The organism is Rhizobium sp. No.120 (assembly GCF_054558365.1).
Genome location: NZ_BAAJNQ010000001.1, coordinates 542,288 through 568,436, shown reverse-complemented (window position 1 = coordinate 568,436; position 26,149 = coordinate 542,288). Strand labels below are relative to the sequence as shown.

The window sequence follows — 26,149 nt, the reverse complement described above, 5'->3', positions numbered from 1 at the left end:
TCGGGCGGCGCTATACGGCTTCAAGAAAAAATTCATGGAGGATGACGGTATGAATATACAGGTTGAACCCGCAGCGCTCGGAAACTGGAGCACGCGCGCCTATCACCGGCGCTGGCTGCTTGATCAAGCGGATGCGCTTTTTGATTTCTTCCAGTATCGCGCCGTCAATCCTAAAGGCGGCTTTTACGATATGGACGATGCCGGCAAGCCGTTGGATGCAGCAAATCCCATACGTGGCATTCATTCGACCGCCCGCATGGTACACTGCTTCTCGATCGGATCGTTACTCGGCCGTCCCGGTGCAAACGAAATTGTCGACCACGGCATGAACTATCTATGGAATCATCATCGCGATACCGAGTGTGGCGGCTATTTTTGGTCGCTGAACAACGACGGCCCCGTCGATTCCAGCAAGCAAGGCTATGGTCACGCTTTCGTGCTGCTTGCCGCCTCGTCCGCGAAGACGATCGGACATCCGCTGGCTGATGGCATGCTCGCGGATGTCACGGAAATTCTGAATACGAAGTTCTGGGAAGAAAAACACGGCGCAGTTGCGGAGGAATTCAATCGGGATTGGTCATCGATCGACGGCGGTACCTATCGTGGCCAGAACTCCAATATGCACCTAACAGAAGCGCTGATGGCTGCTTTCGAAGCGACCGGTGACAAGGCATATCTAGAGAAGGCAGAGAGCATCGCCGATCTCGTCATTCGTCGTTCGGCGGGGTCCGTCGGCTGGCGCGTTGCCGAACACTTCAACGCCGACTGGGTGCTCGATAAGAATTACCGCGGCAATGAGATGTTTCGCCCGTCGGGTACGACGCCAGGGCATTGGCTGGAATGGGCGCGTCTGATCTTGCAGCTTTGGGCGCTTGGAGACAAGCGGCATGACTGGATGCCTGAAGCCGCCAAGGGTCTCTTCTCTCAGTCCATGTCGCTTGGTTGGGACAATGAGAAGAGCGGATTCTTCTATACACTTGATTGGGAAGATGTGCCCGCAAAGCGCAACAAGCTTTGGTGGCCTGCCTGCGAGGGGGCTGGTGCCGCCCATTATCTGAACGAACACGTCCCGAGCGATTTCCACGAAGAGAGCTACCGCAGGATCTGGAGTGTGATCAGCCAAGCCTTCATCGATCGCGTCAATGGCGGCTGGCATGAAGAGCTAACGGAAGATCTCGTTCCCGCTCATACGCTGTTCCCTGGCAAGGGCGATATCTACCATGCCTTGCAGGCCTGCCTCATCCCCCTCTTCCCGGCAACAGGAAGCCTGACCAAAGTCATCGCCGAGGCTGGCGGCAAGATCTGAGATCGGTAGCGGCGCGCTCGACGTGTGGCGCGCCGCCTCGTCCTCTATGCGAGGCTGAGATTGTGGAGCTCGTGGCCAAGAGTGAGAGCGAGGGCTTCGACAACGAGATTGTGATCTTCACGCTGTGGCAGACCTGAAACGGTGACGGCGCCGATGCAGCCCGTGCCATTGACGAAGATCGGAAAGCTGCCGCCGGAAGCGGCATATTCTGTACTTGAAAGCCCGTTATCCTCGATCGTCTTGCCCTGCTGCTGCAGCCGCAACGTGCTGGCGTAGCTGCTGCGGAAGTAGCGCAGCACCATATTGCGCTTCCGGCGAATCCAGTTGGAATTATCAGGTGTCGAACCGGGCAAGGCTATATAGAAAACCGGCATGGAATGCAGGGTGATATCGATGGCAACGCCCATATTGCGCTCGCTGGCGAGGTCGTGAAGCAGCTTGCCGAGCACCCAAGCGGTCGAAAGGTCAAAAGCATCGAAACGCAGCATTTCCTCTTGCAGCTCGATACGAGCGAGATCCTGGTCGATCGTCATGGAAACCTTCTCTAAAAATTGGGTTGGCCTATCAAACCCGGAGAGAACGATTTGTCCATCTATCTCTTTGGTATTTCGAAAAGCCATCTATCCGGTCTTGACGGTATGGCGCTCTTGCTTGCTTGCAGAAAGCGAACAGGTCATTGATAAAGCTCTACGAATGTCCCGCCAGAGGAATACTCCAGCATGAATGCAAAATATGCGCTGCCCGCCATACTGGCCTGCACCTGTGCAACAACATCGGCTCTGGCCGACAGTCCAGCGCAATTAGTGCTGCGCGACGGTTTCGATGGCAAGGATTTCGCTCGATCTGGGCGCCTCTACTATCGCGATAATGACGAACAAAAGGCCGGAACGATCGAATTTCAATCAGATGTGAAACGTACCGGCACGGGTGCATTGAAACTGAGCGTCCGGCCATTTTGCCCGCCGGATAAAACAAACTGCAGCGAAAGAGCGGAGATCTGGGAGCGCACTAAATATCGCGTGCCTTACAATCAGGGAGTTTGGTACGGTTTCGCCGTAAAGTTTGCCGATCCCATACCCTCTGGCGACCATCGCTACCTCATTGCTCAATGGAAGCGGGAAATCGGGCCGAAAGCCGAAGGGGACTTCAGTCCCTTTCTTGCGTTGCGACTCAATAATGGGAAGCTCTTCGCGACCGTCGAAACCAACTACGTTGCGCCCATCAAGAACAAGGAGCCTGGAAATAAAGGCAAGGCCTGCAACGATGATGAGGCGCCCGTCTGGTTTCGTCCCGATACTAATCAAATGCGCGCATTGGTAGCCACGGACGCCAATTGGGGCGAAGCCGATGGGCAAGAATTTACAGGCTGCACAGACGCGATAAAAGTAATAAATCGTGGAAACAAGTTGCCAACGCCCGCATCTGGCTGGATCGATTTTGCCATTTACAGCAAACCAGGCCCGGATGGCTCGGGTCATATCGAAATATTTGCCAACAATAAATGGATCGTTACTGTCACAGGCCATATAGGACACGCAGATCACGGGTTGGGACAGAACCAATATTTCAAATTCGGCCCCTATCGCGCCGCGGATACCACTATATGGACGCTTTACTATGATGATTTTCGCCGCTCACCCCGTTGTGCCGATGTACTATCGGATCCCAAGCTTTGCCCTATGAAATGACAAGGCTGTCGAGAATGTATAACTCCAGCGCAACATAACTGCGCGCATTGCGAGAGCGCAGTTTTTTTAGAAGCGGTCGAACTTTTTCCTTTCTCGATAGTTATTCTTCTTCGTGAAGGAGGTGACCGAGATGCTTACTACCCATCGCGATTGTAAACAGCATGTGAAGAGGAACGCGATACCCTCTCTAGGTGAAATCGAAGGCCGGGTTGCGGTTCTGGAAATTGTCGCCCAGTCCGCGCTAATGCATGTGTTCGAAGAAGGGGAAGTCGATATCGATGCAGCGTTGCTGGCCCAAATTCGCAGAGCTATGCATCGTAAATGTAAAGAGTTGAAACTTGATGGAGAAGATACGGCGTCGGCACTTTTATACGCCGAAGAGTTGATAGAGGCCGCGGTTAAAGCGTCGCATCCCATGCCTCAATGATGCCTTCCCGGCCAAGGCTGATATTATCCGTCTTAGTGGCGCTGGCAATTGCGCTCGGCATTGTGTTGCTGGTTGCACCTCACGATACAGGTAACAAGCTTACCCATTCTCTGGCACAGCCCGAGCGGCATCAAAACCGGCAATAATGTGTCCCATAATGAACGTGTGTTACGTTCAGATACAGAGTCTATCCCACATCAGGCGACCATTAACGTCGCGCGGTAAACTTCGTTGCAAATTTCCAAAACCAAAGCAGTGTTCCCTTCACCCCTAATGCCAAGCTCCAACATGAATGGTGTAGCGAATGTCTATGATGGTCAATGCGCCGCTTTCCCCCGATGACATCGATGTCCTCGCAGGCGCACTTTTTGCATGGTGTGCCGAGCGCTGTATCAAATTGCAAAGTCAGGAAGGTCTGTCTGCAGCCAATGTGGCGATTGACCTCTATAACGCTGGCTATCAAACACAGGATCAGCTGCTTCGCGCATTACACAATTACGATTTGCATTGATGCCTTGCGCAGCCGACCAGCTTTACATCTAAAACCTGAGCACAATCTTCCAGCAGCGCATCCGCAGATGCGGCGGGAGTGACCTTTATTTTACGGACTTCTCTCCCAAGACGCTGGCGATGCAGTCTCGCTCTTCGAGGATCCCTGCCCATTCATCCTGATGATAAGCGGAGTCGTAGATCAGCGTGAAAGGACCTTGATAGCCAGCCGAGCTGGAAAGCTTAACGCAGCGAATATAATCCTCCTTATCGAGGCCTGCTGCTGAATATTGTCCCTTTGCGTGGCAGAGTTCGGCGCGGCCCATGATCTTTGCTAAATCTTCATATTTGCCCTCTCGCTCCCAGTTGCCGAAATCTCCATTGAGGCCGACTTTACCGTGCAGAGCGTCGAGAATCCGATTGACCTCCGTCGGTCCCGGCAAAAGATCAAACCAATTTTTTTCATATCGGCCGTACCGGTCGCGTTCATTCCGGCTGGCGATTGGCCGAGCAATCGCGTGACAGGAATGTCGGCCGCGCCGGCGACGATCTGCAGGAAGGCCATCAAAATGTCAGTCAGGCCGGAGAGTGGCGCGCTCTTGCTGCCGTACTCCTCTTCAGCGTCAAGGATCAGCGTGCCGTTGACCCCTTTGATGGTGTTGGCAAGCGCGTAGCGGCGCAGCACGGCATCTTCGTAGGCCTGATTACCAATATTGGCAGAGAACTGCGGAACCTTGATGATGTCGATCTTGGCTTCAAAGACCAGACTGGCGATATTGGCGGCCGTGCTGTCGGCATTCTTGATCGCGTCGAGTGTCGCGGCCAGCACGCTTTCGCCCCAAGGCTGACTACCCATCACGCCAAACTCTTCACTGGGCGCCATCGCCCCCTTGAAGATGACGAGCCGAGACGGATGGATAGTCACCTGCATGCCATTGGCACCGGTCAGCGTGTAGAATTTCGGCGTGCCGTACCATTCCGAGGTCGGATCGCTGTCGATATCGCCGGCCGCCAATTGGCGTCGCGTCAGCACCGTCAAATGCTTGAGGCCACCCTTTCCGATCCGCTCCATCTCCAATGGCAAGGCTGGATCGCCGTCCCCGGACCCGATGAACAAGGCAGCGCCACCGAAAAGCCGCGCCTTCGTCGACGCCTCCAGCAGCTTGCCGCGAAGATTGAGCCGGCGCTCCTCGGCATCGATCAATTCGATCTGATCGCTCGCAGCCTGCCAGTTTCGCCATTTCCGGCAACTATCGAGAGCCGGAATGTCGATGATCTTGCGCGGCAGCCAGGAGCCGCGATAGGCGGCGATGATCTGCTCGTCTGTCAGGATCGGCTGCGTATAGAAAACTGATGCCGCCTTATCGCGTTCGGTGCCCATGCGGGATGCAAGGCTCACCAATCCGTCGCGAACCATCGAGAATACCTGCCCCATGGATTGTCCTTTGATATGCTGTGATGAAGAGGCTCGCACGAGACCAGCCTAGAAGTTGTTGAAGCTGAAGGACGAACTCAGCGCGAGTTCGTTCAAAGCATCAGCGAAGGCATCGACCTGATCGTCGAACTGCCCATTCGGGAAGGTGCAGATCTCATCCAGAAATGCCTCGTTCCAATCCCCGCGCAAAAGCTTGACGTTTCCCGCTTCAGCCTGCGCCGAGGCCGGCTTGGCGCGCGTCGCCTTGTCGCCGGTTGGTGATATGGTTTTTACAGGAAAGCCGGCGAGCAGCTTGATCTTGGTTTCCGCATCGGCCTTGCCGGCCGCTCCCGGATCCTGCGGCATGCGGATCGTCACCGTCGGCCCGTCCTGCGATGCCGTATTCTTGAGATTGCGCTCCACCTCGGCCGGAGACCAGCGTCCCCGCGCTAGGGTTTCGACGTAAAAGATACCATCGACGCAAGCCATGCGTAGACCGACGGTCCAGTCTGGCTTGCGACCGGGACGCGCTTTCGAAGCCGCGAAATCCCAGGCGCGGCAACGCTTTGCACCTGCAGGCAGCACTTCGACGATCTCGAAATCGCCGCGCTGAAATAGACCACCCGAGCGAGGTGCAGGCCGCTGCTGAAACTGGCCGGCCACCGCATAGGAACCGAGTGGGATCTTGTCACGCTCGACCACTGCCCGAGGGAAACGCTGAGGAAAGAGCAGTTCGCCCTCCTCTGTCCTCGGATCAGCAAATCCAATCGAGGTCCGACAACGGCGCTCCGGCTCGAATTCCATCGGCAGCATCAGATGCTCGTAGCCGAGCCCAAGCGCCAGAATGGTACCCGAGACATCCGCCTCGTGCAGCCGCTGCATCACGACGACGATCGCCGAGCGTTGAGGATCGTTGAGCCGCGTCGGGACGGATTCACGAAAGGTGCGAACAGTAGACAGGCGCTCGGCCTCCGATTCCGCCCCATCGACGGAATGCGGATCGTCGATGATGACGCGATCACCGCGGCCGCCCGTCAACCTGGAGAACGGCACACCCTGCCGCGAGCCGATGCAGCTATTGGCGAAAGCCATCTCGCCCGTTCTCGTCAGCTTGACCCGATCACCCCACAGGGACTGATACCATTCGGAGGCAACGAGGTCGCGCATGCGCCTATTGTCACGCTTGGCGTAATGTTCCGAGTAAGACGCACCGAGGTAACGCAGTTGCGGCTTGCCTTTCGGCCCCCATTCCCATGCCGGCCAAAAGACGCCGCATAGGAGCGATTTCATTGTGCCCGGCGGCACATTGATCAATAGCCGCGTAATCTCGCCAGATGTTACCGCCTCGAGATGCCGGCAGATGGCATCGATGTGCCAGCCATGGACATAATCGACCGAGGGCTCGACGACATGCCAGGCCTCCCGTACGAAGCCGGCCAGCGACTGGCAGTTGGCGCGAATTTGTTCCGCGTCCATCGCAAGCTGTCTGGCATGCGCGGCTTGCTCGCGCTCAGCTCTCCGCCTCGCCTTCTCCTCTTGAATCGCTGCCATCATCGTCGCCGGATCCGACAAGCGGACCGAAGAGAGATTCGAGTATCGCAAGCTGCTCATCCGTGGCATTGGTTAGGTCGATGGTGACGCCGCGGCCTCCTTTGGCCCCGGCGCGCTCACTAGGTTTCTGATGAACATAGGATGCGGCGATCTTCGCCATTTCATCGCGCCGCTTCTGGTCCGCCTCGTCGTCGCGCATCACTTTCAACATGTAGTCAAGCGGTGTGTCGTCGGCGGACACGGCCTTGCGACGGCGCGCACGCGGCCTGCGCGGCTCGACCGGCTTGTCGGCATTGGTCATGCTTCAGATTTCCGATGGAATTTTGAAAGAAAACAAACAGTTCAAATCAACGCTTGCGATCGACAGTGCGTCGCTGCAACTGTTCTCATCATGCCAAAATAGATACTTCATTTCGGTGCGATTGGCGACACCCTTGAAGACCGACCAGCGCGCAAGGAATGAGGACTTTGACGGGAACTGCCAATAACATACTGAAACTTCATGAAAATATAGAACTTTGCAGTCCGACAAATTGAACGACATACCCTTCAACCCTTACCGTTGGCGATCAAATGCAGTCGAGGGAAGCGCTTGAGCAGATCAACACCAGATGACGATCGCGATGGTCCCGTGAGTCGAGATTGGGTTCGGCGGTTCATCGCCGCCAATCTCCCGGTCCTGCCTGTTCCCGGTATCCCCGATATGCGCCTGCACAAAGCAGGCCCGCAAAGCGGGCTGCGGCGCCTCGCAGAACAAGATCCGCAATTCGACTCACCTTACTGGGCGCATTACTGGGGAGGAGGTCTGGTTCTGGCTCGTTTTCTTCTCGACAGGCCGGAAAGCGTGGCGGGTCGCCGCGTATTAGATCTTGGCGCCGGCTCGGGAATTGTCGGGATTGCCGCCGCAAAGGCAGGCGCTGCGAAAGTATATGCCGCCGAGGTCGATCCCTACGCAATCGCAGCTACCGAGCTCAACGCCGCACTCAATGATGTGATGATCGATTCGCTGCTCGCCGATTTGACGGAAGGCGAGCCGCCTGAGGTCGACGTCATATGCGTCGGAGATCTTTTCTATCAGGCAGCCCTTGCGGAAAGCGTCATTGCATTTCTGGATCGCTGCCTGACTCGGGAAATTATGATTCTGATCGGCGACCCTTGGCGGGCTCATCTGCCTACGTCGCGTCTTCGACTGCTCGCAGAATACGCGGTCTCGGATTTCGGCAAGGATATCGCAAGCACCGGACCAGCCGGCGTCTTCGCCTTCGAATAGAGGAAGTCACCAATCGGGGATATTCGGCAGTAATGCGGGTTCGGACCGCATTGACGCCAAGACTAGGCTTTCATCCTGGCGCGCCTACGGTTCCCGCGCTCCAGCCGCTTGGCCAGTTCGGCAAGTTCCGGACTTCCCGCATCGAAGACAGGCCGCGCATCATCCGGCAGCCAATGTGTTTCATGCTTGGGCGCCTTGGGCTTTACCCGGTCGAGCCCGCCGGGCGCATTCGGCATCATTGGCGCTATGCGCGACCAATCCGGCTCCTGCAGCATGGGTGAGGCAGCGAGAAGCACATCCGCAAGCTTCTGGAATTCGCTCTGAATGTGCCGCTCGGCGGTGCGTCGGACGCGTCCGGTTCGAGCGCAGAAATCTCGAAACGAACCGGCGATATAGGGCGCGGCGAGACAAATGGACCATCGCGAAAGCAGGATGCGCCGCTCCTCATCCTGGACGTGAACCCTGAGCCATTCCTGCAAAACCTCCTCTGCCCGGCTGATGGCCGCAGCACTTGGCCGGTAGCGAATACGGATATCGGCATGATCCGTCGGCTCGGGCAAAACCTCTGGCCAGAGCGTCCGCATTCTGTCGGGCCGGATGCCGCGTACGTCGAGATGAACCATCGTATCGGCAGCTTCGACGAAACGTGCACGGATGATCAGGCTCAGATCGGCGATCTCGGCCGCGCGAAGGGACAGGTCATCAAACTGCGAGGCGGACCGGTGCATCAAGTCGTTTCTCCAATTCCTGATAAATCAGCGTTCGCAATGTCGCGCGAACGGGCCACGGCCGCCGCGCCACCGCATCCGTACGCAATGTGGCGAGCGCAATGTCGTCGAAAGCGCCCAGAAGATCGCCTGGGCGCTGCAGCGCCCAATCCTGTCGCTGCGCCAGGACATCGGATACCGCACCGATCGTGTCCGACCAGAGTTCATCGCGATTGCTCCCGGTTTGCCGGATGCATCGCAGAACAAAGACTAGATGGCCGTCACCGTAGCGGCCCCGGATTTCCTGCATCGTACCGCGCGCATGGCTCTCCGCCGGCGCGCGGCGCCGATGAACCGGAACCAGCTTGATGCCGAGCCCATCGAGAAGAAGGTCCAGCCTGCCTTTGGTCATGACAGTTCAACTCCTTTCGTTGGTAAATTTAATGCCTCTTCCATCCCTGGAGGGCTCACGAGGCGCTTCCGATGGCGGCGGTAGCGTTGGCCGATTTGGGTTTGAAGAAGGCCTCCGCCTTGGAAATCGCTTCCACCCTCGCCCCGTCGCGCAGCATAGGCGTGTTGAGATAAGCGACCATCGCCTCGCCGGCTGCAGCCTTGGCAGCATCCTGCGTTGCGAAGATGATCGGTTCACCCCGATTATCTCGAAGGATCTCATGTGTGGCTCGGTGAACCTTGCGGATCCAGCCGAGGTGACCACCGGCAACGGCCTCTGTTCCAATTTGAAATTCGTTCATAGCAACCTCCCCCGGCTCACTTGGCCAGGTCTATCTCTAGCGTTTCCGATTGGGTTTTGACGTTTGGGTGCCCGCCTACTGTCTGCGCAGTTTCGCCGGTCGTGCCGGCTCCCTGGGCTCAAGCGTGGAGCATTCGACAATGCGGAAGTGAATTTGGTCTCCCTCCGGAGCACCGGAGTCTTCATCCTCAAAGGATGGCTTTGGCGAATTCCGAATGGCCGACTTCATCGCAATCACCATAGCGACGAAAAACAACGCCGCGCCAAAACAAGCGAGGAGGCTTTGAAGCATTTCGATCATGGCAGCATCTCCTGATCAGCAGCTTCGAAAGAAGACTTGATCTCCGTCATTTCCGCAGGCTCGACAGCTGCATCACAATTCTCACAATGCAGCTCGATGATCTCCGCGATCGACAAAATTCGGAGGCATCCGGGGCACCCCCAGAAACGATCGAAATATCCAGCCCGCGACGCCGCCCTCCTGCTCCCACTGCCTATAATCATGACTTCACCTCTAAAAACATTATCTGCCGCGTACGCGTCAGCTGCTCACGTGCCAATTAGCGGCTTCCGCCATAGGCGCCTTGATAAACACAAATTATGTTGATAATAATGATGTTGTCAACATGATTTGTGTCATAAATTTTGCAAGGGTTGAAAGATGCAGAAATCCATGGGCGAACGACTGAGGGCGGCGCGGGAAGCCGCAAATTATCCATCAGCCACGAAGGCGGCAGAAGCGCTGGGCGTGAGCTTGTCCACCTATCGCGCACATGAAAACGGTCAGAATGAATTCAGCGCCGAAATTGCCAATCGCTATGCCAAGAAATTTGGCACGACCGCGGCTTATCTTCTGACCGGCGAAGGCGTGCGCAAAACGGCACGCCCAGCACCGAACATCGTCATGTCCTTCGATCCCGACGAGCAGGATCACGATGGATTTGCCGAGAGCGGCGACGTACTCAGCTACAGCCGGGAGCACTGGAAGCCGCAGATCGAAGGCGCAACACCGGAGGTGGATGTCAAGCTCGGCGCCGGCAGCGGCATTGTCGGCGAAGTCATCAACCTTCCAGTCGGCTCGGGCAATGTTGCAGGGCACAAGATTGTCGCGGAGTGGCTTATTCCCACAGGCTATCTGCGAAACGAGGCCAAGGCTTCCCCAAACCACACGATCATCATGGAAGTTGTCGGCGATTCCATGCAGCCGACCTACATGCCCGGCGATCGCGTCATCGTCGATCTATCCCAGAACCAAATGACCACCGATACCGTCTATGCGATCAGCGACGGTTATACGGAACCGCAGATCAAGCGGCTCCAGCGAGTTCCCTTTAGCCGGCCGAGCGAAGTCAAGATCATCTCCGACAATCCGGCACTCGAAACTTTCACCGTCGAATTGGACCGCTTGACGATCATCGGCCGAATCTGCGGTCATATAGCACGCAAATAGAACCAATTTAGCCACAGACATATTTTTTGAGCTACACAATAAACATAAAATATGTTGACATATATCATGTTGAATGGCAACTTCACCGATAAGAGCCGTTGGCCCTGAATGGAATGAGCCCGGGCAAGAGCAAGATCTCGCCCGAAGTCAGCGAAACCGGAAAGGCCAAGTGTAACGATTGGAAAGGCCTTAGGGCCGCGGAAGGAGAGTGTCATTCATGCCGAGAAGGGCGAATGCTTTCATCATTGCACTGGCAGATACCCTCAGGGGAGCTGGCATCGCTGGACTATCGTGGATCGCCACGGTGGGAGAATGATGATGTACGCTCCGGAATTCTCCTACGAATATTCGTTCGATGAACTCAGCATACGCCTATGCGATCGTTGGGAAAGCGGGTTGCTGTTATACGGGCGTGCTGAGCTGACCTCAGCAGGAGCTGATTACGAGGACGAATTCTATGTGTCTGCAATCAGACTGAATGGGGGCGCGAGGCTGGCGCGGCCGAATACCTCAAACAACGCCGGTAGCTTTGAGTCCGAATTGTTCCGGCGGATAGCGGCGGTCATCGAAGATGACAGAACACAAGCGGGTCGTGACGCCGCTGAACTTTTCGTCTCTGCGTTGGAGCAATCCAGAGAAGCTGACTATGATCAAAACCGCAAGTTCGAGCGGGAGAGAAAACTGGAAGCATCCGCGACATACTGAGATTCACGACATACAAACATCGATATTCACGGGAGGTCGCCGAAACCATGAACGTCCCCCAGCACGAGCTTGAAGAAATCCGCCTTCTGGAGCAGAAGCTGCATCTCCCCGAAATTCGGCGGTCGCCGGCAGTCGTGGCGGAACTGTTGGCCGAAAGCTTCGTTGAATTCGGCAGTTCCGGTACGGTCTACGACAACAGGGATGAACTGATGGCAGGTCTGGCTGCAGAAAAATCGGAAGAAGCCGCTCCGCCCATCATTTCCCGCGACTACGCCTTTCGATCGATCTCGCCCAATGCCATCCTCGTCACTTATCGAAGCATCCGACAGGCCGGAGAGAGTGGCCTGGAGCGGCATACTCTACGGAGTTCGATCTGGCAGCGCATCGATGGGCGGTGGCAGATGATCTTCCACCAGGGAACGCCCACGGTTCCGCAGGACTGAATATGGCAACCCGGCGCACCACCTTTGCAAGCCATGAAATCCTTGCGACTGCTGTAAATGCACTAAGGTTAGCGGAGCCCATGCGCCGTATCACTGGCTTTGCCGTCTGTGAGGCCGAGGTTATCCGCCATCCGGATGAGATCGGCGACGGAGTCGGCGCGCATCTTCCGCATGGCCTGCCCGCGATGGACCTTTACGGTGATTTCACTGAGGCCGATCTCGGCAGCGATCTGTTTGTTGAGGAGCCCTCGCGCCACGAGCGCCATCACCTCGCGTTCGCGTGGCGTAAGTGTGGAAAAACGTTCCTGAAGATCGACTTCCGCCGCCTGCTTAAGCAGGCGGGCGCGATCGATTTCAAGTGCCTGCCTGATTGCATCGAGAAGATCCTGCTCCCGGAACGGCTTTAGAAGAAACTCAACCGCGCCCGCTTTCATCGCCTTGACGGACATCGGCACGTCGCCGTGCCCGGTGAGGAAAATGATCGGGATCGCATAACCCATCCGCGCAAGCTCATCCTGAAAATCAAGACCGCTCGCATCCGGCATCCTAACATCAAGCACGATGCAGGCCGGCCCCGCAGGCCGGGAGGATGCCAGGAAATTCCGCGGCGACGCAAAAGCACGCGTTTCATAACCGACGGAGCGCAACAGGCTGTCCAGTCCCTCCCGTACGGATGGATCGTCGTCGATGACGTAAACGGTCGGCTGCTTTCCCTGCATTTCCTACCCCTTCGCCTTTCCGCCGAACGGCAAGGTGAAACCGAAGACGGCTCCGCGCGGAAAATTCGGCGCGGCATAAATGGTCCCGCCATGCGCCTCGATAATGGACCGGCTGATGGCAAGCCCCATCCCCATGCCCTTCGGCTTGGTCGTGTAGAAGGCTTCGAATATGTTGTCGAGCCTTTCGGCCGGGATGCCGCTGCCGGTATCGCGCACGCTGACGGTCACCTTCCGTTCGTCCGCGGCAGCGCTGACCAGCAACTCCCGCGTTTCCGCCTCTACCTCCGCCAAGGCTTCCATCGCATTCATAATGAGATTGAGAAGCACCTGCTGAAGCTGGACACGATCACCGGCCATCAATGGCAGATCGCCCGCCAATTCCGCACGGAACAGGATCTGGCTCTTGCGAATCTCGCCGCGAACGAGCTCCAACACATCGTTGATCGCATCGACCAGATCGATCGTATCTGTGGACGGTGCCGAGCGCGCTACAAGTCCCCGGACGCGGCCGATAATATCGCCCACCCGCCCTGCATCCGAAACAATTCGCTCGATTGCCCGACGGGCTTCGTCGTGATCAGCAGGTGTTGCGGATAGCCATCGAAGCGCGGCATTGCCATTGGCGGCGATCGCGGTGATCGGCTGGCTGACCTCATGCGCTATCGACATGCCCAGCTCGCCGATGATCATGAGGCGCGACATGCGCGCAAGCTCCGATTGTGCCTGCCTCGCTTTGGCATCAAGCGTTTCGATCCTGATTGCCAGATAAGTGGTTGCGCCTATCGCAACAAGGCTAAGAGCGCTATTGATCAGCCCGGCCTGCGAAGCGCCATGACTCGTCAGAAAATAGCTGATAACAGTCAGGGCAGCGCATGTGATCCCGACCATCGCGATAGCCCCGGTCCGCCCAGAATAGACGGCCAGCAAGATGACGGACACATACAAAACAGCAAAGGCAATCTCCAGATCGGTGATCGTATCGCCGATGAAAATGAGACCGGCAAGAACCGCAATACCGAGCCAAAGCAAGGGCATTTCAAATAGGTATTTCAGAAACTCGCGCCTCATCCCTTGCATCCCCGCACCAGTTTTTCGCGGTATTGCGTCCGTAGATGGAAAATTGCCTGACCTGAACCTCTGTGACAACCGCCACCCTCACCGATATGCCTTTCATTCAGCGCAGATTTCACTCGATGAGAGTTTCGGCACGCCAGCGCGCCGCGCTCACCAGTCTTTCGAGACTCAGCCGCCCGACAATCTGCTCCAGTGTGGCATCATCGCGATGCTCTGCGGTGACGATTGCGGTAACCTCGACGCGGTCACTGACTTCAATGTTGACACTGTCGAGCTGCTGAAGATGCAGCTTGGCGGAACCTAAGCCTTGAAGCATCAGCGCACGAACATGAGCCTCACCCTCGTTTCTGCATATCGCGGTCACAGTGTATCGCACGATCAGCTCTGTCGTCGCTATGGATTGACGGGCAATGAACTGGATCAACGGCCGTAGCGCCAGATTGACCACAATCACAAATGCTGTCGCTATCAAGGCATGCAGTGGGTAGCCGGCACCGGCCATGAGGCCGACGGCCGCAGAGCACCACAGCGTCGCAGCAGTATTGAGGCCACGCACATTAAGCCCTTCCTTGAAGATGACGCCCGCTCCCAGTAAACCGATACCGGAAACCACTTGTGCCGCTACGCGGGTCGGGCTTCCGTCTGCAGGGAAGAGACCCGCAAAGTTGACAAAGATCGCCGCTCCCAAGGCCACGAGTGTATTGGTCCTCAGGCCAGCAAGACGCTGCCGCCATTGCCGCTCGAAGCCAATGACGGCACCGAAAGCGAAAGCAGTACTCAAATTGAGAGCAACCTGATCAAGTGCGACGGTCATGATTGTCGTTTCCCGCAGAGTGGTTGAAGAGACGCCGGTATTGGCGGCGTCGGAGAACGGCAAGGCTCGCCCCGTTGAGGCGCGCTGCCTCGCGAAGCAATGTGCGCGTCCGGTTCGCTGACAGAAACCCGTGAAAGAATAGGTGCGTGGCCGATCGCATGAGCCAATGTGCGCCCCAGAGAAGCGCCATCATATATACCAGGCCGATAAGATCCTTCAGCCGCGCTATCCGTGCGCTGAAGCGTGTCTGGAGACGACGGCGCTTTCCCTTCTCCGACCCATTTAACTTGTTCCTGTTGAGCACTTCGAGCAAACTACCGAGTTCTTCGTTGTCTCTGGGCATGTCAATCCGTCCCGCAGCCAGACAGGCTGCGCGTCGTCAGACTCCATAAACTGGCGATCTGCCGGATCTCGTGCGCTAAGCTCTGCCGTGGCGGCCTGTCAAATCCAGAAATATAAGGGGATCGGTCGTCGCCTCAGGCGGCGACCCTTTCACATTCGCTTCAGCTGAAGGTTTCAACTCGGGTTCTCCAGCGTGAACAGATCCGCGTTTTCGTCATAAGCGAAATATTCCGCATAGCGGGCCCAGTTCGTAACAGCCTTGAGCGTGGTGTCGGCGTAATCCTCGGACATGTAGTCCTCCAGCTCATCGCGGAAGCGCCGCGCAGGCGCGCGGTGGGTCGGCCGCTCGTCGAGCACGCGGCGAATATGTGCAGCCAGCGGCACATAGGTTGCCAGATGCTGTTCGAAGAGTTTCTTGCGTTCGTCGACATCGCTGTCGAAGAAACGCAGTCCCGGCGCCGTTAACTTGATGTCGCCCCCTTCCAGATCGGCGAAACGCAGGAGTTGAAGCGTTTCGGCGACCGGAAAGAGATCATCGATACCGAGATGCAGATGGGCCGCGAGCGGCGGCAGGTCGGCCTGCCCGCGATAGGGCTCAGCGGCGACCGTTTCGATCAGACCGGACATCAAATTGGTCGACACGCGTGGCAGGGCCATGGCAATGCCGGTGCCGGGGAAAAGACCTTCGCGCGTCGGTGCACCGGTCTTTACCGTCATCCGCGCATAGATGTCTTCGACAAGCATGCGGAAGGCCGGATCGAGACGATTGCGCGGCTGCGGCAGATCGACATGGATCTCCGCAATCACACGGCCGGGATTCGATCCGAAGATCAGGATACGGTCGCACATCAGCACGGCCTCCTCGATATTGTGGGTTACCATCAGCACAGACTCGATCGGCATCCGGCCTTCGCACCACAAATCGAGCAGATCCGTGCGCAGCGTTTCTGCCGTGAGCACGTCGAGCGCCGAAAAGGGTTCGTCCATCAGCAGCACCTTCGGACGGACGACGAGCGCCCGCGCAAGGCCGACGCGCTGGCGCATGCCGCCCGAGAGCTCCTTCGGATAGGCGCTTTCGAAACCATCGAGGCCAATGAGATCGATGGCTGCCAGCGCGCGCTTGCGCCGCTCGGAGGAGGCAACGCCTTGCGCCTCCAGGCCAAGCTCGACGTTTTGCAGCACGGTCAGCCAGGGAAACAGCGCAAAGCTCTGGAAGACCACGGCAACATCAGAGTTGGGGCCGACGACCGGCCGACCTTCGAAGGTGATGTCGCCTTTGCTCGGGCGGATTAGGCCGGCAATCGCACGCAATAGCGTTGATTTTCCGGAGCCGGAACGACCGAGCAATCCAACGATTTCATTGTGATAAAGTTGCAGATCGACGTTCTCGAGCACAACGAGCGACCCGGAAGCTCCCTTGTCGTAGGCTTGGCACACCTGCTTGGCGAAGACCAGCGGTGCATTTTTTACAATATCGAGCTTTTTGGAGATGACAGCGTTTTCCATATTCGGTTCTCCGATCTTGAATTAATCGAGGCGCATGCGGCGTTCGGCGAAGACGTAAAGCGGCCGCCAGAGCGTTCTGTTGAAGAGGGTTACGAAGATCGACATGACAACGATACCAAGGATCACTCGCGGAAAATCACCCGCTGCCGTCGCCTTCGCGATGTAGGAACCAAGTCCGAAAGCTTCGAGTTTCGTGTTGCCCCAGCTCGCCAGTTCGGCGACGATGCTGGCGTTCCAGGAGCCGCCGGAAGCGGTCAATGCGCCGGTGATGTAGTAAGGGAATATTCCCGGCAGCATCACCCGCCGCCACCATGTCCACGAGTGCAGCCGGTAGACCGACGATGCTTCCCGCAGATCGGTGGGAAATGCGCTTGCACCCGCAATCACATTGAACAGGATGTACCACTGTGTGCCAAGGACCATAAGCGGCGACAGCCAGATATTCGGGCTGGCGCCTGTCGCTACGATGGCAACCACCGCAACGGGAAACAGCACGTTTGCTGGAAACGCCGCCAGGAACTGCGCCAAAGGCTGAACACGCTCGGCGACCGCAGGACGCAGGCCGATCCAGACACCGATCGGAACCCAGATGACACTGGCGACCGCAATGAGAACGACAACGCGAATGAGCGTTGCGAACCCGCCGGCAAAAGCGATCCAGACATCGCCCCAGGAGAGCGTCTGGCTGAGATAGGAAACCGCGTCCACGACGCTCCAGGCACCGATAACGGCGATCAGCGCATACCAGGCGATATCGATAGTCCAGCTGATGGCTCGCTGCCCGCCCCGCTCTTTTGCGACGGCACGCGAGGCCGGTAACAGCCGCAGAAGCATCAGCCGGCCCCACATGATGGCAAAAGGCGTGCTCGCATATTTCAGGAGGCGCGTACGGCGGATTACGGAATAGACCCAGGAGCGCGGCTTCTGTTGCCCAGCCGTCTGCTCGAAACGAAACTTGTCTGCCCACGCGACGATCGGGCGGAAAAGCAGCTGATCGTAAAGAAGGATGACGACTGCCATGGCGAGCACAGCCCAGCTGACGGCGGCGAAGTCCTTCTTGTCGATGGCAACCGCCAGCCAAGAGCCCAATCCGGGAAGCTGCACGGTTGTATCGCCGACCGTAATCGCTTCGGATGCGACCACGAAGAACCAGCCGCCGGACATCGACATCATCGTGTTCCAGACAAGGCCGGGTGCGGCAAAAGGAGCCTCCAATCGCCAGAAGCGCTGCCAGCTCGACAGTCGAAACCCACGACTGACCTCATCGAGATCGCGCGGAACCGTCCGCAGCGACTGATAGAAGGAGAAGGCCATATTCCATGCCTGACTGGTGAAGATCGCGAAGATCGAAGCACATTCCGCTCCCAGCTGGCTTCCGGGGAAGAGGCCCATGAAGAACGTGACTGTAAAGGTCAGAAAGCCAAGCACCGGCACCGATTGCAGAATGTCGAGAGCCGGAATGATGATCTTTTCCGCACGGCGGCTCTTTGCGGCAAGCGTTGCGACGACGAAGGTGAAGATGAGGGAGGCAACGATGGCCGCCATCATCCGCAAAGTCGTCCGCAGGGCATATTCGGGCAGATAGGCGGGATCGAGCGACAGCGGTGCCGCGGAGAGACCGGCCAGCGGCGCGCGCATCTCGGCTATACCGTGAAGCGCGAGGTAGGCAGCGGCCGCAATGAAGGCGAAGGCGGCAAGATCATAGCCGTTCGGCAGGATACGCGCACCCGCCAACACAGCAGCGGCACTACGCCCGCGTTGATCGTTAGCAAGGAAAACCATGTAATAACCCTTTGAAAACAGGAATTTTTAGCCAGGCACGACATAGGCGCCGCACTACGACGCCGCGGGGACTTCTTTGAGAAGGAACAGCTTAGGCCGCACGACGGCTGCCATCCTCGTCGAGGGAGGGCTCGCCCTCGGTCGTCCAAAAGCACTCAAGCTTCCCCGTATGGGAATTGATGTGCCAGACAGCGATCAGACGCGGACGCTGCGGCGATACGGAACGCTCAGCCAGATGGCTGCCGATCGAAACCGCGAAGGTTTTTGGAGTGGAAAAATTGGGTGCGAACCTGCGTCCGCGGAAAAGAACGATGTTGTTCATGGCTCACCTCTTCGACCCACCTGACGACAGATCCGAAGGGCGAGCCGGACAGGCTAGGCCCGACCGAGGCTCACCCGGCGAATGCCGGCAGCGGTCCAGGTTGTTGCGAGAACCGTCCGGACGCAGCATACCGCCGCAACCGGACAGCGACTAGGGTAGCTGTCCATTGGTTTCTTGATCAGTTGGTTTCGTAAGCCTTCGCCTGACGTTGCGAAGACATGGCCGTAGTGTCACAGCCGTAGTGAGCGGTCAATCAGGCGATGGTGCACCGCCATTATACCAAAGTATAAGCCGTATGCTCTGTTTGGTGAATGGACCGATAGGGCAATAAAATCCTGACCTTACTTGAAGTCACGACTTCAGCGGCGAGGAAGACGGAATTTAGCTGATTAGCACTGTTTTCTTAACGAACCGGCATCTCAAACGAGCTCGCCAGACATCAACTGAATGCCGAAAAACTGAGCTTTTGTGCAACAATAACTTTCAAAATTGAAGCTCGAGAACAGTTCATTTGCAAATATTCGTGCCTTGCATCAGGAATATATAATCGATTCCACTGTCATTTCGCCGTTTATCCAGACGGAGCGCGAAAGACGGCCGCGATTATATATCCGAAGCAATACAGAAGGCGCGATGAAATTTTTACTCAGAACTTTTGGTGAAATCGCTCTTCTGGATGGCGGCGAATACCAAATAACGTTCCCGAAGAAAGCGCTTCTGATTATCGCCTATCTGCTCACGAGCGATAGAAAATCGGTCAGCAGAACAAACATGGCGCGATTTCTCTGGGGTGACGGTGACTTAGCGAATTCGCTGACAAATCTTCGCAAGCTGGTGTCCCGTATCAAGAGCCGACAGTCGGAACTGAACACCGAATTTCTAATCTTTGACGATGCGGATATTTACCTGGCAACCGGCTCGCTCGAGAGCGACATCCTCCCGACCCACATAGACCCGTCCAAGGCTCCGGCAAAGAGCCTTGCTCGCTTGAGCGAGGCCTTGCAGTCGAAGTTCATGGAACGGGCCAATTGTCAGACCAGAACCTTTATCGACTGGCGCGAGGGCGAAAGAAGGCGCCACTTTGCGATCTTGAAGGAAACGCTGGACGCTGCGGTGAAGCTTCCGATATCGACCGACGATGTCGCGTCCATCAAGGAGTTGGCTCTCCTTCTTTTCGAAGCCGAGCCGCACGACATTGCAACTCATCGTATATTATTGAAGGCTTTCGACGCCGAGGGGGGCCTCGAACAACTCAAACGCATATTTACGCAGCGCAAGGATCTCGCCTCGTCATGGCCGGCGATCCTGCAGGCGTCCTCTCACTCATCAAGATCGGCGATTGAGCCGCATTCGACGGCCATGTCCGACCAGGACACCTCTCCGCGGACGATCTCGCGCATCCCACGTCTCGTATTGTTACCGCCCGTCGGCGGGCGCCCCGACGATATGGTGACCATGCTCGCATCTTCCCTGATCGAGGATATCACCCTTTGCTTCAGCGCGCTGCATGGTCTGCGTGTGATCGCCCCCTACTCCGCTGCTCAGATCGGCCGCCAGAGTGGCGATCAAGCCGCGCTTTTCGAGCGATATGACATCAATTACGTGTTGAAGACCCGATTAAGGGGGCCGAAGGAAGATCCCACACTCTTTACACAGCTGATCTCATTGCCAAGCAGAGAGATCCTGTGGGCAGAGCGCTTCTCCTTCGGTAAGCCGCATCTTGCGCGCTTCAAGCGCAAAATCTCGCAGGAGATCGCGCGCACTTCCATAGCGGAGGCCAAGCATCATGAATTGACGCGCATATATTTTGAGCAAAACTCCGCCGCGTATCATCGATACCTTGTCGGGCTGCAATATCTCCAGCGCCCTACCCTGACCAACCTGACGCGCGCCCGCAAAGAGTTGAAAGCCGCCCTGCGGCAGAGCGCCGGTTTTGTACCGGCCCTCAGTTCCCTTGCCCGCACCTATTCCAAGGAGTGGCTGCTAACCCCGCGCGGTAACCACCAACTGCTGAAATCGGCCGAGGATTTAGCCAAACGCGCCATCTCCGTTCGCAACGATTTGTCGGACGGCTACCGCGAACTTGGTATCGCCAAGCTTCTTCTCGGTTCTATCGACAATAGCCTGGAGGCGTTGGAAATAGCGGAAACCCTCAGTCCGCATCACGCCGATATTATTGCCGACCATGCTGACACACTGGTCCACTTTTCCCGGCCCGGTCTGGCTCTCGAAAAGATCCAGCTCGCCATGGATCTCAATCCCATCAATCCGGATTACTACCTTTGGATCGCTGCCCGAGCGAATTATGCCCTGAAGCAGTTCCAGACGGCACTCGATTATATCAGCCGAATGATCGATCCAAAGCAAGCAGACGGACTTGCCGCAGCAAGCTGGGCAATGCTCGGCAATCAGGATGAAGCCCGCGCACTCGTTCGGCGCGTCCTCGAGAGCAATCCTGCTTTCGATATCGATGAATGGCTGTCGCTCGTCGCCGTGAAAGAGCAATGGCACAAGGACCTGTATCGGGAAGGTCTCAAAAAGGCAGGATTTTGAACGCCGAATCCTTCTAGAATCAACAATTTCAATCCCTTAGGTGGGGATTGGTGGGCCCGGAGGGACTCGAACCCCCAACCAAGCGGTTATGAGCCGCCGGCTCTAACCATTGAGCTACAGGCCCGGGCGCAATGAAAGACATTGCGCGTGCGGTTCCGAAGCAATGGTTCTCCGGAGCCGACTTGGCTCTAACCCAATTTCTGTTTTCCGACAAGGGACTGCCGTAATACCTTCACAATGAATCCGCAAAAGCTCATCTTGAGGGACTATCAACCAAGGAACGAACCATGCTTCTGACGAAAACCAGAGATTTTGCTCTTGCCGCTCTTGTCAGCGCCACTTTTTTCGTGCCGGCGGCTGCTGCCTTTGCCGAAGATGGCAAGCCACGCGAGGCGGTCATCACCGTCACCGGCGAGGGACATGCGGCGATCGCACCGGATATGGCAGTGGTGACGCTGTCGGTCGTTCAACAGGCCAAGGCAGCCCAGGACGCTCTCGATCAGAACAACAAAGCCATGGGTGCCGTGCTGGCAACGCTGAAGGAAAGCGGCATTGCCGAGCGCGACTTGCAGACCTCCGGCTTTTCGATCCAGCCGCAGTACACCTATCCGAACGACAAGGACGGCCACAATCAGCCGCCGGTTCTGAACGGCTATCAGGTGACGAACGGCTTGACCGTTCGCGTGCGCGATCTCTCCAAGCTGGGCGGATTGCTTGACCAGGCGGTCAAGCTCGGCATCAACCAGGGCGGCGATATTCAGTTCACAAACGACAAGCCGGATACCGCGCTCGAAGAAGCGCGCAAGAAGGCCGTCGCTGACGCCGCCGCCAAAGCGAAGACCCTGACGGATGCCGCCGGTGTCAAACTCGGCCGCGTTATCGCGATCCATGAAGGTGGCATTGCAGCCCCGCCGCAGCCTTATATGCGCAGCATGGCCGCCGCGGCCCCGATGGACAAAGCCGTACCCGTCGCAACCGGCGAGAACGAATACAATGCATCGGTGAGCATCACCTACGCGATCCAGCAGTAAACAAAACAAAACCGCCCTTCGCTCAGATCCCATCGGATCGTGCAAAGGGCGGTTCCGCGGCCCCCGCCAAAGGCGAAAAGGTCAGAGAACGAAAAACGGGCGCTCGATGCGTCCGTTTTGATTGTCAGCGGCCCAGAAGCGGGCAGCCGCGAACATTGGCAAAGATCATCGTATCCGGACCGCGCCGGCCGAAGCCATCAACGATAACACGGCGCGGCGTCACATCAACAACGCGGGCGCGGCGCAGACCATAACTGCGTGCAACATCTACGGCCTGACGGGGATCGCAGCCACGGCGATCAAAACGCGGCGGCGGACGATCATAATCCGGCGGTGGTGGGCGATGACGGCCCGGGTTCACATAAATATCCACCCCTTGGGCAGAGGCAAAATCCCCAGTCCCCGACAATGCAGTCACTGCGACACAGACAGCGACCCCCAACTTTGCCAGCATTTGTCTCATTGTGTTCTCCGTGAAGCAGAAAGCCTTCCTCTCATGCCAGCGATAAGTGCTGAACGAGCGCCCGAGAGGTAAGGGCTACATGCTGAATGAGCTCGGAATCAGCCATTCATCCATTACTCAGCTACAATGAACGCTAAGGGGAAACCAGAGGGCCGATAGTAGCATAGTCCTAAAATAAAGCCGCCTCTCTTTTGAAGGCGGCTTCAAATTCATCACATAGATGTGGAAAACCTCACTAGGCAGCAATCAGCGGCGAATCAACGGGCAACCCGGCGCATTGGCGAACACAACGCGATCCGGACCGCGACGGCCGAAACCTTCGACGACGACGCGGCGCGGCGTGATATTGTCGATGCGGGCGCGGCGCAGGCCCATGTCGCGTGCTTTTTCGACGGCGAGACGGGGCGAGCACATGCGACCGCGCGGGTGATCATAGCGAGCCTGCTGAATGCCAGGATGGAAGTCGTTGGCCGATGCCGTCATGGTAGTGGCGGACATCGCGCCGAATGCCACGAGAGCTGCAATACCTGCCTTGGCGAAAAGATTGGTCATGGTGTTTCTCCTTCAAATCCTTGCTGCGGATCGTTGTAATCCCGTTATTGGCCTCACCATCGGCAGTGCCTCGGGATTGGGGCCACGTTAGGTCGGCCAAGCTGAACCGAACGCGAACTGGCCGTTCAGATTGTATTCATGACGATTAACAACCAGTTGACGCAACGGCGGATGAAACTCAGGTGGAAAAATGTAGCACGATCTCTCGGCGATGCGGCCGGTCGCGATGCTCGAAAAGGTAGATGCCCTGCCAGGTGCCGAGCGCCAACCGACCATTCGTCACCGGAATGCCGATGGAGACCTGCATCAGCGCGGCCTTGATATGCGCCGGCATATCGTCCGGCCCCTCCATCGTGTGCACGATCCAGCGCATCGAGGGGTCTGAGGATGGCGGCACGAGCCGGCTGAAGAAGGCCTTAAGATCGGTCTTCACGTCGGGATCGGCATTTTCCTGAATCAGGAGGGAACAGGAGGTGTGTCGAACGAAGACCGTCAGAAGCCCCTCACCGCCGGCCGCTACTGTGCGGGCGAATTCCGCCGCCTGATCGGTAAATTCATAGAGCCCCTGACCATGGGTTGAAAGCGTGACAACGGTTTGCGGCATGGCATCCCCGAACATGACGGTAGCGATGCGCATCAGGTCGGGCGAGTGGTCGGAATGTCAAGTCCGGCCACTGCTGGGGATTAAAGCTCGATGGCGATGTTGAAGCCGCCATAGATCATGCGCTTGGCGTCAAAGGGCATGTTTTTCATCTCGTCATTCATCCGGGGATCGGCCATGACCTTGGCCAATATCGCATCACGGCTTTCCCGTGATTCATAGGTGATCCATGAGAACATCACGACCTCATCTTCCGTTGCCTGAACGGCACGCGGAAAAGAGGTAAGTTCGCCATAGGGCACATCGTCGCCTATGGCCTCGACATAGCTGAGTGCACCATATTCCCGCCAGACCTCCCCGGCCCTTTGCGCTAAAGCCTTGTAAATCTCGATATTATCTTTCGGCACGGCGACGATGAAACCATCGACATAGGACATTTCTGCCTCCTCTGTTCTATGTTCGCTATTAAAGGACGATTGAGGGCGGCAAGATCCGACATCGCCGGCAGTGATTTTCCTCACGCCTTGCGAGCGGTCGGAACGAATGAGCCGAAGGATCACGCGAGGGGATGCTAATGGCTATGGAATACAGGGATGATCCGGATCTGGGAAATGAGGCGCTAAATGCGTTGTGGGCGGCCGCATGGAACAGTCCCAATCCACGGGATTTCCAGCCCATCCTTTCCCGAAACCTCGCCCATGTCGGCGCATTCGCTGGCGCAAGACTGGTCGGCTTCGTCAACGTCGCCTGGGATGGCGGCATTCACGCCTTCATTCTCGATACCTGCGTCGATCCGGAATTTCGGCGGAGAGGCATCGCAAGCGCTCTCGTCGAACGGGCGAAAAACCTGGCTCGCGAGCGCGGAGCCGAATGGCTGCATGTCGATTTCGAACCGCATCTCACCGGCTTCTATCGAGGACTTGGTTTCGCCTCGACGGCGGCCGGCCTGATCCGTCTGCGAGATTGACGGAATGCCGGTCTTAGCCGGATGCGCGACTTTGCGCGAGCAGCCAGTTGCGGAACAGGGCCGCAGCCGGATTGAGCAAGGCCGTCGGCGGATAGACCAGATTATAGCTGGCAGCAGCCGGCTGCATCTCGACGAAGCACCTGACCAGCTTTTTCTCGGAGAGATCGCGCGCCACCAATGAGCTTCGCACTAGAGCAAAGCCACGCCCCTGCCGGCAAGCCTCCAGCATCTCAGCAAAGGAGTCGAAGAGAGGCGCCTCCTCCACAGCCCGCGCAATATCGAAATGCATTCCATCCTCGCTGCCGCTCTCGCCAATGACCTGCTCGTGCCAGCGCTGCCAATCCAGAATCGTGTGCCGCATGCCGGAGTAACGCAGAAGCGGAGCAGCCCTTATGGCCCAGCGCGACGGCAGTCGTTTGGAGAGTTCTGGCGAACTGACGACGAACTCTTCGTCCGTCAGCAGTTCTTCATGCGTAAGACCGACATCGGCACGGCCGAGCCAGATGGCAAGATCGGTGCCTCCAGGCTGAAAATCCGGGCGCTGGTAGCCGACGGCCAGCTTCACTTCCACGTCCGGATAACGCTGGCAGAAATCCGGCAGTCGCACGGCGAGCCACTGGCTGGAAAACTCCGGCGAGACGGATACGGCGACGCTGCGAATCGCAACACTCGCGCGTGCCTGATACAGCGCCGCCTCCAGTTCGGTGATCGTGCCTGAAATTGCAGGATGCAGGCGGGCGCCCAAAGGGGTCAGCCGTGCCCCATTTCGGCCGCGGTCGAACAAGCGCCCGCCGATCCATCCTTCCAACTGCGCAAGCTGGTGGCTGACCGCCGTCTGCGTCTGCCCTATCCGCTCTGCGGCTCGGCTGAAACCGCCGGTCTCAGCGATGGCGCAGAATGTCTGAAGCACCGAAAGCGGTGGTAACGGCCTCTTTCCCATGAAAATCCCTCATGCTTTACAGCGCAGAGATTCATTATACATCACTCTATCCCAAGCGCATCTATCGGCTGGCCAAGCACTTCGAGGTCATAGATAGATGAACATTCTTCATATTATAAGCTGGAGAGCGTGCGTCGTCCGGCTCCTGATCCGTCAACGCGGCAGGGAATGGCGATCGTATATGAAAAATACCCGGAAGCGAGACATGCTGCCTCAGGCAAACCAACATCTGTTGCGGGATGTCGGCCTAAGCAACCTCGCGGAAGAGCGATCCAAAGATGG

General features: G+C 57.3%; 29 protein-coding genes, 1 tRNA gene and 2 pseudogenes. 11 read left to right on the top strand and 21 right to left on the bottom strand.

Annotated elements, in window-relative coordinates; all coding sequences use genetic code 11:
• Window positions 1-49: 49 nt before the first annotated feature.
• Complete coding sequence (locus ACYJRZ_RS02845; protein WP_459455877.1) at window positions 50-1,306, top strand: AGE family epimerase/isomerase; 1,257 nt, start codon at window positions 50-52, stop codon at window positions 1,304-1,306.
• A gap of 44 nt (window positions 1,307-1,350) precedes the next feature.
• On the opposite strand, the gene ACYJRZ_RS02840 is transcribed toward ACYJRZ_RS02845, so the two are convergent.
• On the bottom strand, window positions 1,351-1,839 hold the full coding sequence (locus ACYJRZ_RS02840) for a heme-degrading domain-containing protein (protein ID WP_459455875.1): 489 nt from the start codon (window positions 1,837-1,839) through the stop codon (window positions 1,351-1,353).
• A gap of 186 nt (window positions 1,840-2,025) precedes the next feature.
• Here ACYJRZ_RS02840 and ACYJRZ_RS02835 point away from each other — a divergent pair, with 186 nt between their 5' ends.
• The 3 genes from ACYJRZ_RS02835 (at window position 2,026) to ACYJRZ_RS02825 (ending at window position 3,932) form a co-directional block, all read left to right on the top strand.
• On the top strand, window positions 2,026-2,994 hold the full coding sequence (locus tag ACYJRZ_RS02835; protein WP_459455873.1) for a polysaccharide lyase: 969 nt from the start codon (window positions 2,026-2,028) through the stop codon (window positions 2,992-2,994).
• Window positions 2,995-3,124: 130 nt separating this feature from the next.
• Complete coding sequence (locus ACYJRZ_RS02830; RefSeq protein ID WP_459455871.1) at window positions 3,125-3,421, top strand: hypothetical protein; 297 nt, start codon at window positions 3,125-3,127, stop codon at window positions 3,419-3,421.
• A gap of 304 nt (window positions 3,422-3,725) precedes the next feature.
• On the top strand, window positions 3,726-3,932 hold the full coding sequence (locus ACYJRZ_RS02825) for a hypothetical protein (protein WP_459455869.1): 207 nt from the start codon (window positions 3,726-3,728) through the stop codon (window positions 3,930-3,932).
• Window positions 3,933-4,017: 85 nt separating this feature from the next.
• Here the strand turns inward: ACYJRZ_RS02825 and ACYJRZ_RS02820 are convergent.
• From ACYJRZ_RS02820 to ACYJRZ_RS02805, 4 genes and pseudogenes are all read right to left on the bottom strand, one after another.
• Window positions 4,018-4,371: pseudogene (locus ACYJRZ_RS02820) on the bottom strand (sugar phosphate isomerase/epimerase); the annotation flags it as partial.
• Window positions 4,371-5,345: pseudogene (locus ACYJRZ_RS02815) on the bottom strand (DUF1073 domain-containing protein); the annotation flags it as partial. The pseudogenes ACYJRZ_RS02815 and ACYJRZ_RS02820, both read right to left, overlap by 1 nt.
• Window positions 5,346-5,393: 48 nt before the next feature.
• Window positions 5,394-6,878 (bottom strand): phage terminase large subunit, encoded by a 1,485-nt coding sequence (gene terL, locus ACYJRZ_RS02810; protein ID WP_459455867.1) that lies wholly within the window; start codon window positions 6,876-6,878, stop codon window positions 5,394-5,396.
• On the bottom strand, window positions 6,835-7,176 hold the full coding sequence (locus ACYJRZ_RS02805; RefSeq protein ID WP_459455865.1) for a hypothetical protein: 342 nt from the start codon (window positions 7,174-7,176) through the stop codon (window positions 6,835-6,837). The genes terL and ACYJRZ_RS02805 overlap by 44 nt, the downstream gene beginning before the upstream one ends.
• A gap of 291 nt (window positions 7,177-7,467) precedes the next feature.
• Here ACYJRZ_RS02805 and ACYJRZ_RS02800 point away from each other — a divergent pair, with 291 nt between their 5' ends.
• On the top strand, window positions 7,468-8,145 hold the full coding sequence (locus ACYJRZ_RS02800; protein ID WP_459455863.1) for a class I SAM-dependent methyltransferase: 678 nt from the start codon (window positions 7,468-7,470) through the stop codon (window positions 8,143-8,145).
• Window positions 8,146-8,207: 62 nt separating this feature from the next.
• Here ACYJRZ_RS02800 and ACYJRZ_RS02795 read toward each other — a convergent pair whose 3' ends face one another.
• From ACYJRZ_RS02795 to ACYJRZ_RS02780, 4 genes are all read right to left on the bottom strand, one after another.
• Complete coding sequence (locus ACYJRZ_RS02795) at window positions 8,208-8,873, bottom strand: DUF6362 family protein (RefSeq protein ID WP_459456918.1); 666 nt, start codon at window positions 8,871-8,873, stop codon at window positions 8,208-8,210.
• The gene (locus ACYJRZ_RS02790) at window positions 8,848-9,264 is read right to left on the bottom strand and encodes a hypothetical protein (RefSeq protein WP_069612591.1); all 417 of its coding nucleotides are present in this window, start codon (window positions 9,262-9,264) and stop codon (window positions 8,848-8,850) included. Before ACYJRZ_RS02790 ends, ACYJRZ_RS02795 begins: the two co-directional genes overlap by 26 nt.
• 55 nt (window positions 9,265-9,319) lie before the next feature.
• Window positions 9,320-9,604 (bottom strand): hypothetical protein, encoded by a 285-nt coding sequence (locus ACYJRZ_RS02785; protein WP_459455861.1) that lies wholly within the window; start codon window positions 9,602-9,604, stop codon window positions 9,320-9,322.
• A gap of 75 nt (window positions 9,605-9,679) precedes the next feature.
• Window positions 9,680-9,904: a hypothetical protein gene (locus ACYJRZ_RS02780; protein WP_459455859.1), complete on the bottom strand. Its 225-nt coding sequence runs from the start codon at window positions 9,902-9,904 to the stop codon at window positions 9,680-9,682.
• A 360-nt stretch (window positions 9,905-10,264) separates the two neighbouring features.
• On the opposite strand from ACYJRZ_RS02780, the gene ACYJRZ_RS02775 reads away from it, so the two are divergent.
• The 3 genes from ACYJRZ_RS02775 to ACYJRZ_RS02765 all read left to right on the top strand — a co-directional run bounded on the left by ACYJRZ_RS02775 (window position 10,265) and on the right by ACYJRZ_RS02765 (window position 12,201).
• Window positions 10,265-11,053 carry a S24 family peptidase gene (locus ACYJRZ_RS02775; protein WP_459455857.1) on the top strand — a complete coding sequence of 263 codons (789 nt, stop codon included), beginning with the start codon at window positions 10,265-10,267 and terminating at the stop codon, window positions 11,051-11,053.
• 312 nt (window positions 11,054-11,365) lie between these two features.
• On the top strand, window positions 11,366-11,758 hold the full coding sequence (locus ACYJRZ_RS02770; protein ID WP_459455855.1) for a hypothetical protein: 393 nt from the start codon (window positions 11,366-11,368) through the stop codon (window positions 11,756-11,758).
• 47 nt (window positions 11,759-11,805) lie between these two features.
• Window positions 11,806-12,201 carry a nuclear transport factor 2 family protein gene (locus ACYJRZ_RS02765; RefSeq protein WP_459455853.1) on the top strand — a complete coding sequence of 132 codons (396 nt, stop codon included), beginning with the start codon at window positions 11,806-11,808 and terminating at the stop codon, window positions 12,199-12,201.
• Window positions 12,202-12,269: 68 nt separating this feature from the next.
• On the opposite strand, the gene ACYJRZ_RS02760 is transcribed toward ACYJRZ_RS02765, so the two are convergent.
• The 6 genes from ACYJRZ_RS02760 to ACYJRZ_RS02735 all read right to left on the bottom strand — a co-directional run bounded on the left by ACYJRZ_RS02760 (window position 12,270) and on the right by ACYJRZ_RS02735 (window position 18,760).
• Window positions 12,270-12,920, bottom strand: coding sequence for a response regulator transcription factor (locus ACYJRZ_RS02760; RefSeq protein ID WP_459455851.1), 651 nt, complete (start codon window positions 12,918-12,920; stop codon window positions 12,270-12,272).
• A gap of 3 nt (window positions 12,921-12,923) precedes the next feature.
• On the bottom strand, window positions 12,924-13,988 hold the full coding sequence (locus tag ACYJRZ_RS02755) for a sensor histidine kinase (RefSeq protein ID WP_459455849.1): 1,065 nt from the start codon (window positions 13,986-13,988) through the stop codon (window positions 12,924-12,926).
• Window positions 13,989-14,106: 118 nt separating this feature from the next.
• Window positions 14,107-14,811: an MgtC/SapB family protein gene (locus ACYJRZ_RS02750; protein ID WP_459456916.1), complete on the bottom strand. Its 705-nt coding sequence runs from the start codon at window positions 14,809-14,811 to the stop codon at window positions 14,107-14,109.
• A gap of 513 nt (window positions 14,812-15,324) precedes the next feature.
• Complete coding sequence (locus ACYJRZ_RS02745) at window positions 15,325-16,656, bottom strand: ABC transporter ATP-binding protein (RefSeq protein ID WP_459455847.1); 1,332 nt, start codon at window positions 16,654-16,656, stop codon at window positions 15,325-15,327.
• A 21-nt stretch (window positions 16,657-16,677) separates the two neighbouring features.
• Window positions 16,678-18,438 carry an ABC transporter permease gene (locus ACYJRZ_RS02740; protein ID WP_459455845.1) on the bottom strand — a complete coding sequence of 587 codons (1,761 nt, stop codon included), beginning with the start codon at window positions 18,436-18,438 and terminating at the stop codon, window positions 16,678-16,680.
• Between the two features lie 91 nt (window positions 18,439-18,529).
• Window positions 18,530-18,760 (bottom strand): hypothetical protein, encoded by a 231-nt coding sequence (locus ACYJRZ_RS02735; RefSeq protein ID WP_459455843.1) that lies wholly within the window; start codon window positions 18,758-18,760, stop codon window positions 18,530-18,532.
• A gap of 771 nt (window positions 18,761-19,531) precedes the next feature.
• Between ACYJRZ_RS02735 and ACYJRZ_RS02730 the strand changes: the two genes are divergently transcribed.
• Entirely contained in the window at window positions 19,532-21,313 is a 1,782-nt protein-coding gene (locus ACYJRZ_RS02730) for a hypothetical protein (RefSeq protein WP_459455841.1), read from the top strand.
• Between the two features lie 48 nt (window positions 21,314-21,361).
• On the opposite strand, the gene ACYJRZ_RS02725 is transcribed toward ACYJRZ_RS02730, so the two are convergent.
• Window positions 21,362-21,437: transfer RNA gene (locus tag ACYJRZ_RS02725), tRNA-Ile, on the bottom strand.
• A 163-nt stretch (window positions 21,438-21,600) separates the two neighbouring features.
• Here ACYJRZ_RS02725 and ACYJRZ_RS02720 point away from each other — a divergent pair.
• Window positions 21,601-22,344, top strand: coding sequence for an SIMPL domain-containing protein (locus ACYJRZ_RS02720; protein ID WP_459455839.1), 744 nt, complete (start codon window positions 21,601-21,603; stop codon window positions 22,342-22,344).
• Window positions 22,345-22,468: 124 nt separating this feature from the next.
• Here the strand turns inward: ACYJRZ_RS02720 and ACYJRZ_RS02715 are convergent, their stop codons facing one another.
• From ACYJRZ_RS02715 to ACYJRZ_RS02700, 4 genes are all read right to left on the bottom strand, one after another.
• Complete coding sequence (locus ACYJRZ_RS02715; RefSeq protein WP_459455837.1) at window positions 22,469-22,807, bottom strand: hypothetical protein; 339 nt, start codon at window positions 22,805-22,807, stop codon at window positions 22,469-22,471.
• A gap of 246 nt (window positions 22,808-23,053) precedes the next feature.
• Complete coding sequence (locus ACYJRZ_RS02710; RefSeq protein ID WP_459455835.1) at window positions 23,054-23,359, bottom strand: hypothetical protein; 306 nt, start codon at window positions 23,357-23,359, stop codon at window positions 23,054-23,056.
• 178 nt (window positions 23,360-23,537) lie between these two features.
• Window positions 23,538-23,963, bottom strand: coding sequence for a secondary thiamine-phosphate synthase enzyme YjbQ (locus ACYJRZ_RS02705; RefSeq protein ID WP_459455833.1), 426 nt, complete (start codon window positions 23,961-23,963; stop codon window positions 23,538-23,540).
• A gap of 80 nt (window positions 23,964-24,043) precedes the next feature.
• On the bottom strand, window positions 24,044-24,397 hold the full coding sequence (locus tag ACYJRZ_RS02700; RefSeq protein WP_459455831.1) for a DUF1428 domain-containing protein: 354 nt from the start codon (window positions 24,395-24,397) through the stop codon (window positions 24,044-24,046).
• A gap of 137 nt (window positions 24,398-24,534) precedes the next feature.
• Here ACYJRZ_RS02700 and ACYJRZ_RS02695 point away from each other — a divergent pair, with 137 nt between their 5' ends.
• On the top strand, window positions 24,535-24,927 hold the full coding sequence (locus tag ACYJRZ_RS02695) for a GNAT family N-acetyltransferase (RefSeq protein WP_459455829.1): 393 nt from the start codon (window positions 24,535-24,537) through the stop codon (window positions 24,925-24,927).
• A gap of 13 nt (window positions 24,928-24,940) precedes the next feature.
• On the opposite strand, the gene ACYJRZ_RS02690 is transcribed toward ACYJRZ_RS02695, so the two are convergent.
• Window positions 24,941-25,867 (bottom strand): LysR substrate-binding domain-containing protein, encoded by a 927-nt coding sequence (locus ACYJRZ_RS02690; protein ID WP_459455827.1) that lies wholly within the window; start codon window positions 25,865-25,867, stop codon window positions 24,941-24,943.
• Window positions 25,868-26,149: the final 282 nt, after the last annotated feature.

Bases quoted from the DNA above. Each gene is read 5' to 3' on its own strand.
- ACYJRZ_RS02845 (WP_459455877.1), top strand. From the start codon at position 50: ATGAATATACAGGTTGAACCCGCAGCGCTCGGAAACTGGAGCACGCGC.
- ACYJRZ_RS02840 (WP_459455875.1), bottom strand. From the start codon at position 1,839: ATGACGATCGACCAGGATCTCGCTCGTATCGAGCTGCAAGAGGAAATG.
- ACYJRZ_RS02835 (WP_459455873.1), top strand. From the start codon at position 2,026: ATGAATGCAAAATATGCGCTGCCCGCCATACTGGCCTGCACCTGTGCA.
- ACYJRZ_RS02830 (WP_459455871.1), top strand. From the start codon at position 3,125: ATGCTTACTACCCATCGCGATTGTAAACAGCATGTGAAGAGGAACGCG.
- ACYJRZ_RS02825 (WP_459455869.1), top strand. From the start codon at position 3,726: ATGTCTATGATGGTCAATGCGCCGCTTTCCCCCGATGACATCGATGTC.
- terL (WP_459455867.1), bottom strand. From the start codon at position 6,878: ATGATGGCAGCGATTCAAGAGGAGAAGGCGAGGCGGAGAGCTGAGCGC.
- ACYJRZ_RS02805 (WP_459455865.1), bottom strand. From the start codon at position 7,176: ATGACCAATGCCGACAAGCCGGTCGAGCCGCGCAGGCCGCGTGCGCGC.
- ACYJRZ_RS02795 (WP_459456918.1), bottom strand. From the start codon at position 8,873: ATGCACCGGTCCGCCTCGCAGTTTGATGACCTGTCCCTTCGCGCGGCC.
- ACYJRZ_RS02790 (WP_069612591.1), bottom strand. From the start codon at position 9,264: ATGACCAAAGGCAGGCTGGACCTTCTTCTCGATGGGCTCGGCATCAAG.
- ACYJRZ_RS02785 (WP_459455861.1), bottom strand. From the start codon at position 9,604: ATGAACGAATTTCAAATTGGAACAGAGGCCGTTGCCGGTGGTCACCTC.
- ACYJRZ_RS02780 (WP_459455859.1), bottom strand. From the start codon at position 9,904: ATGATCGAAATGCTTCAAAGCCTCCTCGCTTGTTTTGGCGCGGCGTTG.
- ACYJRZ_RS02775 (WP_459455857.1), top strand. From the start codon at position 10,265: ATGCAGAAATCCATGGGCGAACGACTGAGGGCGGCGCGGGAAGCCGCA.
- ACYJRZ_RS02770 (WP_459455855.1), top strand. From the start codon at position 11,366: ATGATGATGTACGCTCCGGAATTCTCCTACGAATATTCGTTCGATGAA.
- ACYJRZ_RS02765 (WP_459455853.1), top strand. From the start codon at position 11,806: ATGAACGTCCCCCAGCACGAGCTTGAAGAAATCCGCCTTCTGGAGCAG.
- ACYJRZ_RS02760 (WP_459455851.1), bottom strand. From the start codon at position 12,920: ATGCAGGGAAAGCAGCCGACCGTTTACGTCATCGACGACGATCCATCC.
- ACYJRZ_RS02755 (WP_459455849.1), bottom strand. From the start codon at position 13,988: ATGAGGCGCGAGTTTCTGAAATACCTATTTGAAATGCCCTTGCTTTGG.
- ACYJRZ_RS02745 (WP_459455847.1), bottom strand. From the start codon at position 16,656: ATGGAAAACGCTGTCATCTCCAAAAAGCTCGATATTGTAAAAAATGCA.
- ACYJRZ_RS02740 (WP_459455845.1), bottom strand. From the start codon at position 18,438: ATGGTTTTCCTTGCTAACGATCAACGCGGGCGTAGTGCCGCTGCTGTG.
- ACYJRZ_RS02735 (WP_459455843.1), bottom strand. From the start codon at position 18,760: ATGAACAACATCGTTCTTTTCCGCGGACGCAGGTTCGCACCCAATTTT.
- ACYJRZ_RS02730 (WP_459455841.1), top strand. From the start codon at position 19,532: ATGGCGCGATTTCTCTGGGGTGACGGTGACTTAGCGAATTCGCTGACA.
- ACYJRZ_RS02720 (WP_459455839.1), top strand. From the start codon at position 21,601: ATGCTTCTGACGAAAACCAGAGATTTTGCTCTTGCCGCTCTTGTCAGC.
- ACYJRZ_RS02715 (WP_459455837.1), bottom strand. From the start codon at position 22,807: ATGAGACAAATGCTGGCAAAGTTGGGGGTCGCTGTCTGTGTCGCAGTG.
- ACYJRZ_RS02710 (WP_459455835.1), bottom strand. From the start codon at position 23,359: ATGACCAATCTTTTCGCCAAGGCAGGTATTGCAGCTCTCGTGGCATTC.
- ACYJRZ_RS02705 (WP_459455833.1), bottom strand. From the start codon at position 23,963: ATGCCGCAAACCGTTGTCACGCTTTCAACCCATGGTCAGGGGCTCTAT.
- ACYJRZ_RS02700 (WP_459455831.1), bottom strand. From the start codon at position 24,397: ATGTCCTATGTCGATGGTTTCATCGTCGCCGTGCCGAAAGATAATATC.
- ACYJRZ_RS02695 (WP_459455829.1), top strand. From the start codon at position 24,535: ATGGCTATGGAATACAGGGATGATCCGGATCTGGGAAATGAGGCGCTA.
- ACYJRZ_RS02690 (WP_459455827.1), bottom strand. From the start codon at position 25,867: ATGGGAAAGAGGCCGTTACCACCGCTTTCGGTGCTTCAGACATTCTGC.